Below are 13796 nucleotides of genomic sequence, written 5' to 3' on the forward strand. Positions count from 1 at the left end.
GCCGAGCCTCCAGGGGCAAGGGCGAGCGTGCGCCGAATGCAGAAGGGCCGCCCGACTCCGGAGAGTGGCGGCCCTTCTCAGGATCAGTGCGTCAGTTGTTCCCGCGCAGAATCGCGAGGATGCGCAGGATCTCGATGTAGAGCCAGACGACCGTGACCATGATGCCGAAGGCACCGAGCCACGCGTACTGGCGCGGGGCGCCGTTACGCACGCCCTGCTGGATCGAGTCGAAATCGAGCACGAGCGAGTACGCGGCCATGATGACTACGAAGACGCCGATGATGACACCCAGGGGGATGCCGAAGATCTCGATCGTGCTCGACATGCCGAAGGCGCCGCCTGCGATCGGGGCGTTGAAGACCATCAGCAGGACGTTGACCAGCGAGTACACGAGGTAGCCGATCATCGCGATCATGAAGACCTTCGTCGCCTTCTTGGAGGCGCGCACCTTGCCGCTGGCAAACAGCGCCAAGGTCACGCCCACAACCGCCAGCGTGCCGATCGTCGCCTGGATGACGATGCCGGGCCAGATGAACTCGAAGAACGCCGAGATGGCGCCGACGAACAGGCCCTCGAACGCCGCGTAGCCCCAGATGAGCGCGGGGCGGATCTTCTTGCGGGACGTGAAGATCACGACCATCGCGAGGACGAAGCCACCGAGCGCCCCGACGATCCACGGGATCATCGTCGGGTTGGGGTTGGTGGCCGTGACCGGCGCCATGGTCCACATCCAGCCCACGACCGCAGTCACCAGCAGGATCGCGAACAGGCCGATCGTCTTGATGACGGTGTCTTCGACCGTCATCCGTCCGGTCTCGATCGCACCTGCCGACGGTGCCGCGTAGGCGCCCTCGAGCTGGGCATTGACTGCGGCATCCGTTGCCGCCGCGTGGGTGGATGCGTACTGGGTCTGCGCGCCGAAGCCGCTCTGGCCGCTCGTCGGGAAAGCGCGGCCCGCGCCCTGCTCCTGGAACGCGGGGTTGTTGAATGCGGGGTTGTTTCCAGCCGCCACGAGTTCTCACACTCCAAAGTCCGTGAAAAACAGCCGTCTGCTGTTGATCAAGCGTATCGGACGGGTGTGGTCAGGCGACCGGCGACCGCTGTGAAGCCGCTATGAACGACTAGCCTGAGCGCGTGAACCGGCCCCTGATCATCGGCCACCGCGGTGCGCCCGGCTACCGCCCCGAGCACACGCGCAGCTCCTATGAGCTCGCGATCCGGATGGGGGTGGACGCGGTCGAGCCCGACGTCGTGGTCTCCCGCGACGGCGTTCTGGTCATCCGTCACGAGAACGAGCTGTCGACGACGACGGATGTCGCTGAGCGGCCCGAGTTCGCAGGCAGGCGCACAACGAAGCGGATCGACGGGCTCGACCACGCGGGGTGGTTTGCCGAGGACTTCACCTGGGAGCAGCTTGCGACCCTCCGCTGCAGAGAGCGGATTCCCGGCATCCGTCCCGCAAGCGCAGCTTTCGACGACCAGGAGCCGCCGCTGCGGCTGCGCGATCTGCTGGCGCTGCTCGACGAACACCGAGCGCAGGGCCGTGTGGTCATCCCGGTCATCGAGATCAAACACGCCACCTTCTTCGCGTCCCTCGGGTGGGACATGGCCGCGCTTCTGGATGCCGAGCTGCAGGCAGGGGGATGGCATGACCGCCGCGTCGTGGTCGAGTCGTTCGAACTCGGTGTCCTGCGGCAGCTTCGCGAGCGCGGAACGACCGCAGAACTGGTGTTCCTCATGGAGGCCGACGGCGCTCCTGTCGATCGGCACACGAGCCCCGGGGCGCGAACGTATGCCGAGTGGATGCAGCCCGAGGGTCTGGATGTCCTGGCCGCCGAGGTCGACGGAATCAGTCCTGACAAGGCAGTCATCCTGACCCCGGATGTCCAGGGCTCCACGATCGGTCCGGCGCCGTTGATCACGCGAGCGCACGAACGAGGCCTGACCGTGTTCACCTGGACATGTCGCCCCGAGAATGCCTTCCTCCTCCCGGAGTTCCGGTCGGGCGAACTGGCCGACTACGGCGATTGGCGTGGTGAGTGGAGCGGACTGCGCACCGCGGGCGTGGACGGCATCTTCGTGGATCACCCCGACCTCGGCATCGAGGTCTTCGGATGCGGGGCTCACAGCGAGATGTCGACAGATCAACGAGGTGTTGACATATAAACCCGGCAGCGGAATCGTGTGAACCGGGTACAGGAATCGTGAGATCACGGTTCGTATCGCTGTGACGCGGCAGTGGCACGGAGGGTGATGTCCTTGGTCGACACACAGGCGGATACGCTGCGCGTGCAACCCTGGGCTCAGGTAGCCATTCTTGTCATCTCGGCTGTCACCTTCGTCGCCGGAACCGTGGGGTACGGGTTCCCGCTGCTGACCCCCGTGGCCGTATCGTTTGCCGTTCTGATCGCGGGAACTGCTGTCGTGTTCTGGGTGGACCGCACCCGAGACCGGGTCGATACCCGATGGCTTTCGATCGTTCCCCTGTTGGACATCATGGCCACGGCGGTCATCGCGGCACCGATGTCACACGATCTGCAGTTCGCCGCTGTCCTCGTGATCCTGCCGTTGATGTGGCTCGCGCTGGCGTTCGATCCCCTTTCCATCGCAGTCGGCGTGGTGTTCTCGGCATCCGTGCCTGCCGCGCACTCGCTGGCCACCGACGACTGGCCGGACCACCCGGTGGACTGGGTTCCGTTCGTCCTGGCTCCCGTCGTCATGTCCGTCTTTGCTGCCTCGGCTTTCCTCGTCGGTCGTGCACTACGCGCTAATCAGCGCGCAACTGACGCGACGATGAAGCGACTGCGAGCGGAGTCGCGGGCGCGGGCCGCGGATGTCGCGACGATGGCCGCGATCGAAGAGGGAACCGAGGACGCCGTCGTCGTCTTCGATCGCGCAGGCGAGCTCCTGCGAATCAACGACAAGGCGCGGCGTCTCGCAACCAAGGCCAGGCTGGACTTCCGTCAGCCCGGGCTGGGAGACCACCGTATCTTCGCTGCTGATAGGCGCACCCCGCGGGTGTTCCCGAGGGATTCGATTCGCAAGGCCATGGAGCTCTCGGTCGCTGTGGAGCACGTGGCCTGGCTCGGCGCGGAGGGTGACCAGGTCGCGGTGCACTATCGGATCTTTCCGATCGTCACGGGCGGAGAGGTCGTTGGCGCGGCGATCATCGCTCACGATGTCACTGAGCTCGTGGAGGCGATCGAGATCCGCGACCGTTTCCTCGACGCGGTCGGGCACGAGCTGCGCACACCGCTGACCGCGTTGCTCGGAGAGACCGATCTTGCCCTCATGGGCGAGGTCCCGGATGACGTTGCGGAGCGTCTCTCCGCTATCGACGAGGCCGCGAGCCGCGTGCTCACCGCAGTGGAACGGCTCGTCGCTGCCGGCCGCGAATCGGTATCCATGATGCGCGACACGGCCGACATTGCCATCATCACGGGCGATACCGTGGCCGACCACCGTGGTCTCGCCGAGGAGTGCGGCGTGGCGCTTCGGGTCGTAGACCGGAGGGTGGGCTTCTCGCGCGTGGACACGCGTGTCTTCCGCTCCATTCTCAGCGAGTTCCTCGTCAATGCGATCCGGTTCACCCCGGCGGGAGGCGAAGTCGTCGTCACGACGGACGTCGTTGACCTGGTGGGACCGGTGGTGGAGATTCGCGACACCGGGGTCGGGATGACTGACACCGAGAGACGCCGCGCTTTCGAGCGCTTCTACCGCTCGGATTACGCGCGCGATAATGCGATTCCCGGCGCTGGTCTAGGGCTTTCGATAGCAAAGAAGCTCGCCGACCAGTCGGGGATCGGTGTCGGACTGTATGCCACGGTGGATGGGGGAACCCTCGCCCGGCTGATGCTGCCCAGCGCGGACCCCGAGGACTTCGCCTCGGCTGTTGCGGTCGTGCCGAGGCCGTAGGTCAGAGGTCGAGCGCCGTTCGCTGCGCGTCCTCATCTCGCTGCGACCGAAGCGTGTAGCTGCAACCGAAGCGCTCGCCGCGCCCCGTCCGGACCCAGTGCGATACGCGCACTGTCGCCGGCGTCGAGCACGAGCCACGTCTGGTCCCCAATCCTCCGCCGGGCCGGCCTCGACGGCGTGTTCGTGGACCATCCCGATCTGGGAGTCGCGTCCTTCGCCTGAGTGCTTGACAGCGTGCGTCGTCTGGGCGACGGTTGAGGCGGGGGTGACCTCGATGGATGAGTTGGCCCGTGTCGGACAAGGTGGTTCGACAGTGACCGGCGCGCAGAGCCGTGAGCAGGAGGCTGCGGTCTCCCCGGTGATGCTTCGCACTCAGCCGTGGACGCAGTTGGCGTTGCTCGCGGCAGCCGTGGGTGTGGTCGCCACCGCCCACGCGTTCGGAGCCGACATGCTCACTCCTAGCGCACTCACCGGTCTGGGCCTCATCGCCGTCGGTGCGCTGGTGATGGTCATCCTGTCTCGGATCCGGCCGCGAGAGCACACGGCGTGGGTGGCGGTTGTCCCGCTCAGCGGCCTGGTCGGCATCCCCTTGATCCGCAACGAGGCGTCAGAGCTGGTCGACGGCATCGGGTTCATGATGGTGTTCCCGTTGGTGTGGCTGGGGGCGGCGTTCCCCCTGGCCACCATCGCGATGGGGATCGTGCTGGCCGGTGCGATTCCCCTCGCCCCTGCGATCAGTGCTGGGCGGGTCCCCGACGCGGCGCCGGAATGGATCGCGTTCGGGGTCTTCGTCGCGTTCGCAGCTCTCATCGCCCTGTCGGCCTTCGTGACCGCCCACCAGCTGCGTCGGGAGGTGTCGCATCGCCACGCGGCGCTCGCGGCCTCCCGTGAGGCGTCCGACGCCCAGGAGCGCCTGTCGGCAATATTCCAAGCGGTGTCCGAGGCGACGGAGGATGCCGTCATCGTCTTCGACCCGCACGGCCGAGTTCTCACCGCGAACGGGTCTGCTCATCGCCTGGCGAAAAGGGCCGGAGTCGACCTCGAAGGGTCCTCCTTCTCGCGCGGTCGGTGGGTCTACTCCGCGGATCGGCGGACTCCGTTGCTGCTGTCGCGTGACGCGATCGCGGAGCTGGCGCGCAGACCCGGTATCCGTGCGCGGATCGCCTGGCTGGGGGAGCGCGACCAGGTCGCGGTCAACTATTCCGCGCATCCGATCTCTCACGACGACGAGCCCCTCGGGTTCGTGTTGATCGCCCACGACGTCACTGACCTCGTCGAGGCGATCGAGGTGCGCGACCGCTTCCTCGATTCGGTGAGTCATGAGCTGCGGACGCCGCTGACGGTGCTCATGGGCGAGACGGAGCTCGCTCAGATGGAAGACGTGTCCGAACGCGTCGCTTCGCGTCTTGATCGCGTGGATCAGGCAGCGCAGCGGCTCTTCAGCACGGTCGAGCACCTTCTGTCGGCCTACCGTAAGACGGTGCGCGCCCTTCCACAGACCACGAGTGTCGCGCTGACCGTCGGGGATGTCGTGGAGCGGGAAGCGTCGCTCGCGCGCGAACGTGACGTGCGGGTGCGGTTCGCCGATCATGGGGTGGGTACAGCGAGTGTGGACCCGCGGAGCCTTGCTGCGATCCTGGACGAGCTCCTCCGTAACGCGGTCCTCTACTCACCGCCCGGTGCCACGGTGTCGATCGACACCCGGCGCGACCAGGACCGGCCGGTCGTTGAGATCACCGACGCCGGTGTCGGGATGAGCGAGACTGAGCGCCGTCGCGCCTTCGACCGCTTCTACCGCACGGATTTCGCCCGTGAGCAGGCTCTCCCGGGAGTGGGGCTCGGGCTGTCGATCGCGCAGAGCCTCGCCGAGGGGAACGACATCTCGATCGAACTGGAGCCGGCGCCGCGTGGAGGAACCCGGGCGCGGGTGTGGCTTCCGCCGGCGATGCGCTCCGACGAGGAGGCGGCGTGATCGTCGTGCGCGCCGCGGGGGTCGGTGCGGTGGCGCGGCACCGCGCCTGACGGTCTCCACGGCACACGCCGGAACAGTTCTTGACAGACTCCCGGTCAGCCGGAAGGGTGAGCCAGACGAGTCCGGAAGGGTGAGGCGGACCGGGCTAGGGGTTGATGCAGTAGTGAATCGAGGAGCGGCGCTCGGCGACCCGATTTTGCGCCTGCGCCGTCAGCCCTATCTGCAGGTCGGGCTGGTCATCGCCGCATGCGTCGTCCTGCTGGTCGATGCCCTTCGCGGGGGAAACTGGTCGTATTGGTTCGCCGTGGACGGATTTGCCGTCCTGGTCGTCGGACTCGGCATCATGATCTTCGTCGCCGTCGCCCGGCCGTCTGGGCCGGGACGCTGGATCGCGGTGGTGCCGCTGGCCGACCTGGTCGGCGTCGCACTGATCTGGCCCGGTGTGGAGGAAGCGTTCCCGTCGGCGGCGTTGCTGTTCCTGCCGCCGCTGATGTGGCTCGGGCTCGCGTTCCCGCTCCCGATGGCCGCGCTCGGCGTCGTGCTGGTCTTCGTTGCCCCCGCGGTCGCGCTCGCGCGGGAGACCGGCGCCTCGCTTTCTGAGGATGCCCTCGCGAACCTGCCGTTGTTTCCGCTGATCGGCGCGCTCGTCACGGCGTCGGCCTACGTCGTCGGTCGCCTGCTGCGCACGGAGCATGAGCACGCTGCGGAGGCATTCGAGCGCGTCCTGGTGACCATGCGCTCGCAACGCGACCAGGCCGAGGTGTTCCGATCCGTGCTCGATGCGAGTCCCAACGCGATCGCCGTCATCACGCCCCGTGGCCGCATCCTGCATCGAAATGACGCATTCGATGCGTTGGTGGCTCGCGCGGGTCTCGACGTGGGGACGGACTGGTCGGAGGGCCCCGCCTCTCACGTCTACGGTGAGGACCGCAGTTCTCGCGTGCGGCTTGATCGAAAGCTGTTGGCGCGGGTCGCCAGTAGCTCTCGCAGCGAGCGCCGCACCATCTGGGTCGGCGCCCCCGGGGATCAGCGGGCGATGAGCGTGACGGTGCGGCCCATCGCCCGCGGCGAGGAGCCCATCGGCGCCGCGTTCATCGCGGCCGACATCACGAGCCTCGTGGACGCGGTCGATGTTCGTGATCGCTTTCTCGACATCGCCGGGCATGAGCTGCGGACGCCGCTCACCGTGCTCTTGGGCGAACTCGATCTGCTCGACCTCGAGGGTGCCCCGCCCCAGCAGAACGAGCGGCTCGCGCGGATCGAGGCAGCCGCAATGCGTCTGCGGGAGGTCGTCGACAAGGTCATCGCCGCAGGTCGGCAGGAGGTGTCCGCATCACGCGAGGTGACCGACGCCGCCCTGATCGTGACGCAGGCCGTCGCAAACTGGCGGCCCGCTGCCGACGAGATGCGGGTGGACCTGACGGTCCGAGAGATGTCTTCGTTCTTCGCGTACGTCGACTCGTACCTGTTGCGCCGCGCTCTCGAGGAGTTGCTCTCGAACGCGCTGCGTTTCACGCCGCCGGGGGGTGCGGTCCGTGTGAGCGTTGAGCGCGACGGCGAGCGACCCGTGATTGTCGTGACCGATACGGGGATCGGGATGACGGCGGGTGAGCAGCGACGCATGTTCGAGAAGTTCTACCGCACCGACAGCGCACACCGCAGCCAGATCCCGGGCTCGGGGTTGGGGCTGCACATCGTTCGCACGATCTGCGACCAGTGCGGAATCGATGTGTCGGTGCGGTCGACTCCCGGCCGAGGGACATCGGTGCGGCTCGCGCTTCCGCCGGCAGCCCAGACGCCGAGACCGGGCCGGGATCGCGATACTCGCCGCACGAGCTGATCATGCGTCGGCGATACGCCGCAACGTCGTGTCCCGCCGAAGGTCGCGCACGAGTCGGGGAAGCTCGTCGAGCGCGATCTCTACGCCGATGCCGTTGCCCGCGTCGATCACGAGCCAGGTCTGGTCTTCGTCCGCCCGTCGCAGGATGCCGACCTCGAGGTCGGCATCGTCCCCGACGCCTCGCGCCCCCACGCCGCGGACGCGTGCGCGCACCGCTGTTCCCGGGCTGCGGTGATCCTCGTCCGCCGGATGGCTCGTTGCCGCGTGCGGTGTGACGCACCAGCTGTGCTCGCACATCGTGCCGCTCCTTCTCAGGCGGGTCGACAATCTCCGCCAGCGATGTCTGGGGTGGGCACGGTGCGTCTATCGGACCATCGACCTCCGACATCGCCGGTGGCGGATCCGTGGCTAGCGGCCTGGGGCGATGCCGGGCAGGTCAGGGGGAAGGATGCTGGCGAGCGGCACTCCCAGGACCTCGGCGAGCGAGGCCAGCGTGCGAAGACGCGGGTTCGCGGGCGTTCCCGGATTGGATTCGCCCTTCTCGAGCTTGCGATAGGTGAACGTCGAGATTCCGGCAGCGTGTGCAACGCGCTCCTGCGATAGCCCTCGATGGGCGCGCGCACGGGCGAGGGCGACGCCCAACGCCTCGACGTAGTCGGTCCAGGGGTCGTTCTCAGGAGTGGACACGGATCCAGCGTCGCGGACGATTCGGTGATACATGCACATGTATACCTTCTCATTCGCGGCCCCCGTGACAGTCATGGTGTCGACGTCTGGGCGTCACGGCGATGCTGTGCCGCGGCTGGGTTGCCGTGCGGGGATAGTGCGCGCGGATGCTCTCCGCGGACACCGCCGCACCGGCTGTCGCGAGCACGACCCCGACAACGAGCGCGATCAGGCGCCAGTCGCGTCGTGGCCCGCCCCGCTTGCTGGTGGCTCCCACCCCGCCCACCCGCTGCTCCGACCCCGAATTCTCGAAGAGCATGTATACATGCTACACGATCACCGCGGCATCGCTCGAGGTGGCCGGCTCGCACGCCCGCAGCCCACCCCTCGCCTCGCGTAGGGTGGGCACATGGATGCCGCCATCGTCGTGACTGGACTGCGACGCTCGTTCGGCCGGGTCGAGGCGGTTCGCGATGTCTCGCTTCATGCCCGTCCGGGTGCGGTCACCGGGTTGGTCGGCCCCAACGGGTCGGGCAAGACGACGCTGTTCCTCATGCTCGCCTCGCTCTTGGCCCCGGATGCGGGAACGATCCGTATCGGTGACATCGATCCCATCGAGCAGCCACAGGCGGCGAGGGCGATCCTCGGCTGGATGCCCGATGCCCTGGGGACCTGGGGTGCGCTCTCCGCGCGCGAGACGCTCATCGTCACCGGGCGGCTGCACGATCTGCCCAAGGACGTCGCGCGCGCACGCGCCGATGAACTGCTCGAACTCGTCGAGCTGACTTCGCTCGCGTCTGCGCCCGCTCGCGTCCTCTCGCGCGGCCAGAAGCAGCGGCTCGGACTTGCTCGAGCCCTGGTGCACGACCCGCGCGTTCTCCTGCTCGACGAACCGGCATCAGGATTGGACCCGGCGGCCCGCGTCGAGCTGCGACACCTCCTTCGCCGATTCGCCGCAGAGGGGCGCACGGTGCTCGTATCCAGCCACGTCCTCGCTGAGCTCGAGGAGGTCATCGACGACGCCGTGTTCCTCGTCGCCGGCAGCTCCGTCGACTCCGGCACGGCGGTTGCCGCGCGTCGCACGCGGGACTGGCGGATCCGGTTGCTCGGTCAGCCGACGGATGCTGCAGCATCCGTCACCGCGGCTCTCGAGTTGCCAGCGGACGCGGTGCGCGTCGACCGAGCAGATGTCCTGATTTCCGTCGCGACGGACGACGATGCGGCGGCAGCCCTTCGCCGACTCGTGGAGCGCGGCGTGCCGGTGAGCGAGTTCGCGCCCGCCGTCGGCGACCTCGAACAGACCTTCCTCGACCTGCGCGGAGGTGATCTCTCGTGAGCGGGAACCGCCTGGGGACGCTTGTCCGCCTCGATCTCACGCAGCGGGTGCGCAGCGTCGCCTGGTACGTGCTGCTCGGCGTATTCGCCGCGCTCCTGGTCCTCGTCACGGCGCTGTCGCTCCTCGCCTTCTCGTACTCGGACGGCGTAGGCGCGGGCGTCTACTCGGTCGTCGTCTTCGTTGTCCTGCTCCTGGTCGTCCTCGTCTCTCCGACCCTGTCGGGGAACGCGATCAACGGCGATCGGGATGCCGCGAACCTCGCCCCCGTCCAAGTGACCCTCGCGACGACCGCTGAGATCGTGCTGGCGAAGTTCCTCGCCGCGTGGCTCACGGGTCTGTCCTTCGTCGCGGTGGCGGTGCCGTTCATGCTGGTCGCCGCCCTCAGCGGCGGAGTCGACCCGCTCGTGGTGCTGGTCTCTCTGGTGATCCTCATCGTCGAGATCGCGATCGTCGCCGCCATCGGCGTCGGCCTCAGCGGAATCGTCGCCCGCCCGCTGTTCTCTGTCGCCGTCACCTATCTGGTGGTCGCGGCGCTGGTGGTGGGCACGCCGATCGCCTTCGGCCTCGGGGGCGCCGCGATCCGCACTGACGTCACCCAGTCGTATCGCAGCTACGTCTACGACGACTCGGGGTTGCCGACGACGAACCCGCCGACGTGTGGCCCGTGGGAGAGCTATTCGTACGAGGTGCCACGATTCGACACGGTCTGGTGGCTGCTGTCGGCGAACCCGTTCGTCATCCTCGCCGACGCGACCCCGGCCCGTTTCAGTACCGGCGGATACCCCGAGGATCTTTTCGGGAATTTCGCTGTGCTTGTCCGCGGAGCTCAGATCCCGCCCGAGGACAGTGTGACGTGGGATGAATGCGCGTGGGCGCCGACTACTCAGTCCACCCCCGAGGAGATCTACTCGCAGACGACGCCGAGCTGGTTCGTCGGCCTCGCCGTTCAGGTTGTGCTCGCCGGCGCTCTCCTGTGGTGGGGCGGGTCGCGAACCCGTACGCCATCGCGGACTCTGCCGCCGGGCACGCGCATCGCGTGAGTGGGTTCCCGGGAGCGTGAGGGGATGAGGTCCGCGGTGCGGCGCACCATCCTGGCCGTCGTGGCGGCGGCGCTTCTGCTTGCGCTCGGGGCGAGCATCGCCGCGGTTGCGCCGGACGTTCTTGCCACCAGCGCCGAACCCGCAGCCCGGATGCGGGTTGAGCAGGGAGCCGCCGGTTTCGAGCGCGATGTCGCGATGGCGTGGCTTGCGCGGGCTCTTCTGGTGCTCGCGGTCGCGTGGGTGGTGATCGGGATGTTGTCGGCGCGCACGCGCCTGGTTCGTCGTCCTGGGGCGGCGGCTGCACGCGCGGCGTGGCTGGCGGCGACGCGCCCATGGCGGGCGCGGGAGTCGACACTCGGGATGCTGCCACTGGACCGTTGGTTGCTGATCATCATTCCCGGCGGCCTGCTTGTTGCGACGCGGGCTGTGCAGACCTCGTTCCTGTCGTGGACGCACATGGCGCTCGTGCTCGGGGGGTGGCTCGTGTTCCTGCTCGTCGTGCGGGCGTTCGTGCGTGAGCGCTCGCCGTGGCCCGTTGTCGCGGCGGTCGGTGGCGTGCTCGTCCTGCGCAGCATCCTGACCCTGATCGTGCTGTCGATCGCGGGCCCGGGCGGATACTGGTTGGTCCTCTGGGCCGATCCGGTGCCTCGTACCGTCTACACCACGATCGCGTTCGCGCTGTTCGTGTGGCTCTTCGTCGCGGCGGGGTGGGCGTTGTCGAGCCAGTTCGGTGCCCGACGGGGAACGGGCATCGTGCTGGCCGGCATTGGCGCGGGCCTTGCGATCCCGGCGGCTGTCATCGGACTGGTCGGGCTCGACGGGTTCCCGACGCTGTGGAACGACGAGATGGGGCTGCTGTTGTGGGGTCTCGCGCGGGTTCTCGGCCTCACGACTCACGCCGACATTCCCCCCGCAGCGCCGTGGATCGCCGCGGGCGTCGGTGTCGTGGTGGCTCTCCTGGGCGTGTTCCTGGCGCTGACCTGGCGACGCGACGATCCCCGCCGGTGAGCGCGCCCGCGACGGCGCGGCGCTGCCGACGGCGCGGTGCTCTCTGTGGCGCGATGCTGCCTCTGGCGCTGTGCGTGAGTCGGTCGACCAGCGGGTGTCGTCCGTTTCGCTTCACGGACGTCGATGACGCTTCACGGACGTCGATGAGGCTTCTAGGACGTCGATGACGAGTCGAGCATCGTCGAGGCGCTGCGGCGTGCGGGGATCGACATGGTGGACCGAGGTGCCGCGCCGACCTGAGATCCGCGCAGCTGCGCGGCCGGCGCGTCCGGTGGGGACACTGTCGTGGCGATCGCCGTCGCGGTGGATGGCGTGCGCCAGGGTGGTCGGTCGGGTGGCGGCGGCGGGTCCCACGCCCACGACCAGGGCGCTTTCGTGCGCAGCGGCCGCGGCGGGGTCTCGGTTCCGTCCGGTGATCGGTGTCCGGGTGGCGGGATGAGGATGAACGGGCCGAGTCCGTCGCGGACGATGCGCCACCCGTTGTTGTGAAGTTGCATGTGGTGAAACCGGCACAGCAGGATGCCGCGGTCAATGTCGGTCCTGCCGCCGTGTGCGACGTGGTCGATGTGATGCGACTCGCAGTACGCGGCGGGCACCGGGCATCCGATCCCGGCGCAGCCGCCGTCGCGGATCGCGAGCGCAAGCTTCTGCCTCGCACTGAAGAGGCGCTGCTCGCGACCGAGGTCGAGGGGGTTGCCACGGTTGTCGACGGTGACGTCGATCGAGCCGTGCTGGCACAGGGTGCGATCGATGATCGTTCCCGGGAGGGTGTCTCCGCCGTCTTCGGCGTGACCGGTAGCGATCATGCGGCCGAGCGGGTCGCGGGGGCCCGACTGGTCTTTGACGATGACCATGCGAACGCCGGGCTGGCGGACGCCGAAGACATCGGCGGCCTCGGCTACCGCGCCGGCGCGCAGGACGTCGACCAGCAGGTCGTACTCCAGCTGTTCGTTGGTGCGCGGGTCATCGGCGAGCTCCGCGGCTGCGGCACGTTCGGCATCCGTGACGAAGCGGGGGCCACCGCGCCGGGGCCGAAGCGCTGCCGCGAACATCGATCGCACGAACAGCGCCATCTCGTCATCGAAGGTGATGTGACCGTGGTGTTGGCCGTGCTGGTCGATCCACATGCGCAGCGAGCGCTTCTCGTAGCGGGTCTGGAACCGGCACGCTGCCCCGGTCGGATCGAGGATGTCGCGCATCTGCCGTGCTCGGCTTCGCAACTCCTCGACAGATGCGCCCTCGACTGCCTCGTCGATGAGGGATTCCGCCGCGACTGACCAGGCGAGAGCAGCCGCGGCCGGGTCGACACCCTCGGCTTCGGGTTCGCCGAGTCCGCCCCGGATCGCATCGTGCTGGGACGGTGTCAGCCGCCCCTCGAGCAGGGCTACCCGCATCGGCGAGTGCCATGGCGTGCGCGCGGATGATTCGGCGGGGTCGGCGCCTGGTGACGGTGAATCGTCGCCGGTGCCGGCAGCGTCGCCGCTCTCGACATCCGCCGGTTCGGTGGAGCCCGCATCGAGCAGGGCTGCCCCGACGCGCAGCTGGCGCAGGGCGTCAGCGCGGCTTCCGCCGGTGATCGACTGGATCAATGCGGCCGGCGACGCGTGGCCCTGGCCCGCTGCCAGCCCCGAATGCCCCTGTTCGCGACGGGACCTCGTCGCCGCGACGCCGGCGACCACGGACTGCAGGCGCTCGGCATCATTGGCGATAGCCGTGACATGACGGAGCACCTCCAGCACGGAGGCGTCGGACAGTGCCGCTGCACCGGCGGGTAGCCCGGTGGGTTCGACATCCAGCTCGGCGAACACAGCGAGCTGGTCGAGCCGCTCGCGCATTGCCGTGAGGATGTTCATGTCTTCAGGACATCACCAACCTCCGACATTGGCGGGCATCTCGCCGTCGCTCGAAAATGCCTGTGGACAGGGCTTTGTTTCGCGGCTCTGGGGAGGAAGCGACAGGCGCATCGGAGCCCGCGGGGGCAGTGAGATCGGCATCCGGCGACCCGCGCAAGGGTGTTCC

12 protein-coding genes are annotated in these 13796 nt (G+C 68.3%); 7 read left to right on the forward strand and 5 right to left on the reverse strand.

All coding sequences use genetic code 11. The annotated features are described in order from the left end of the window. Window positions 1–91 precede the first annotated feature (91 nt). The gene (locus tag AC3ENO_RS10990) at window positions 92–1012 is read right to left on the reverse strand and encodes a Bax inhibitor-1/YccA family protein (RefSeq protein ID WP_434970657.1); all 921 of its coding nucleotides are present in this window, start codon (window positions 1010–1012) and stop codon (window positions 92–94) included. Between the two features lie 122 nt (window positions 1013–1134). Here AC3ENO_RS10990 and AC3ENO_RS10995 point away from each other — a divergent pair, with 122 nt between their 5' ends. The 4 genes from AC3ENO_RS10995 to AC3ENO_RS11010 all read left to right on the forward strand — a co-directional run bounded on the left by AC3ENO_RS10995 (window position 1135) and on the right by AC3ENO_RS11010 (window position 7727). Further along, window positions 1135–2166: a glycerophosphodiester phosphodiesterase family protein gene (locus AC3ENO_RS10995; protein ID WP_434970658.1), complete on the forward strand. Its 1032-nt coding sequence runs from the start codon at window positions 1135–1137 to the stop codon at window positions 2164–2166. A gap of 93 nt (window positions 2167–2259) precedes the next feature. Continuing rightward, a complete protein-coding gene (locus tag AC3ENO_RS11000) occupies window positions 2260–3915 on the forward strand; it encodes a sensor histidine kinase (RefSeq protein WP_434970659.1) in 1656 nt (551 codons plus the stop codon). Between the two features lie 313 nt (window positions 3916–4228). Continuing rightward, a complete protein-coding gene (locus AC3ENO_RS11005; RefSeq protein ID WP_488185775.1) occupies window positions 4229–5887 on the forward strand; it encodes a PAS domain-containing sensor histidine kinase in 1659 nt (552 codons plus the stop codon). A 163-nt stretch (window positions 5888–6050) separates the two neighbouring features. Continuing rightward, complete coding sequence (locus tag AC3ENO_RS11010; protein WP_434970661.1) at window positions 6051–7727, forward strand: sensor histidine kinase; 1677 nt, start codon at window positions 6051–6053, stop codon at window positions 7725–7727. Here AC3ENO_RS11010 and AC3ENO_RS11015 read toward each other — a convergent pair whose 3' ends face one another. The 3 genes from AC3ENO_RS11015 to AC3ENO_RS11025 form a co-directional block, all read right to left on the reverse strand. Next, entirely contained in the window at window positions 7728–8024 is a 297-nt protein-coding gene (locus AC3ENO_RS11015) for a hypothetical protein (protein ID WP_434970662.1), read from the reverse strand. Between the two features lie 111 nt (window positions 8025–8135). After that, window positions 8136–8414, reverse strand: a complete 279-nt coding sequence (locus tag AC3ENO_RS11020; protein WP_434970663.1) for a helix-turn-helix transcriptional regulator — start codon at window positions 8412–8414, stop codon at window positions 8136–8138. Between the two features lie 49 nt (window positions 8415–8463). Further along, window positions 8464–8712, reverse strand: coding sequence for a hypothetical protein (locus AC3ENO_RS11025; protein ID WP_434970664.1), 249 nt, complete (start codon window positions 8710–8712; stop codon window positions 8464–8466). A gap of 90 nt (window positions 8713–8802) precedes the next feature. Between AC3ENO_RS11025 and AC3ENO_RS11030 the strand changes: the two genes are divergently transcribed. The 3 genes from AC3ENO_RS11030 to AC3ENO_RS11040 are packed head-to-tail and all read left to right on the forward strand — an operon-like array spanning window position 8803 to window position 11777. After that, window positions 8803–9729: an ABC transporter ATP-binding protein gene (locus AC3ENO_RS11030; RefSeq protein ID WP_434970665.1), complete on the forward strand. Its 927-nt coding sequence runs from the start codon at window positions 8803–8805 to the stop codon at window positions 9727–9729. Further along, the gene (locus tag AC3ENO_RS11035) at window positions 9726–10769 is read left to right on the forward strand and encodes an ABC transporter permease (RefSeq protein WP_434970666.1); all 1044 of its coding nucleotides are present in this window, start codon (window positions 9726–9728) and stop codon (window positions 10767–10769) included. The genes AC3ENO_RS11030 and AC3ENO_RS11035 overlap by 4 nt, the downstream gene beginning before the upstream one ends. Window positions 10770–10793: 24 nt before the next feature. Next, entirely contained in the window at window positions 10794–11777 is a 984-nt protein-coding gene (locus AC3ENO_RS11040; protein WP_434970667.1) for a hypothetical protein, read from the forward strand. A gap of 152 nt (window positions 11778–11929) precedes the next feature. On the opposite strand, the gene AC3ENO_RS11045 is transcribed toward AC3ENO_RS11040, so the two are convergent. Continuing rightward, window positions 11930–13630 (reverse strand): DUF222 domain-containing protein, encoded by a 1701-nt coding sequence (locus AC3ENO_RS11045; protein WP_434970668.1) that lies wholly within the window; start codon window positions 13628–13630, stop codon window positions 11930–11932. Window positions 13631–13796 lie beyond the last annotated feature (166 nt).

Source organism: Microbacterium sp. bgisy207 (assembly GCF_057706855.1).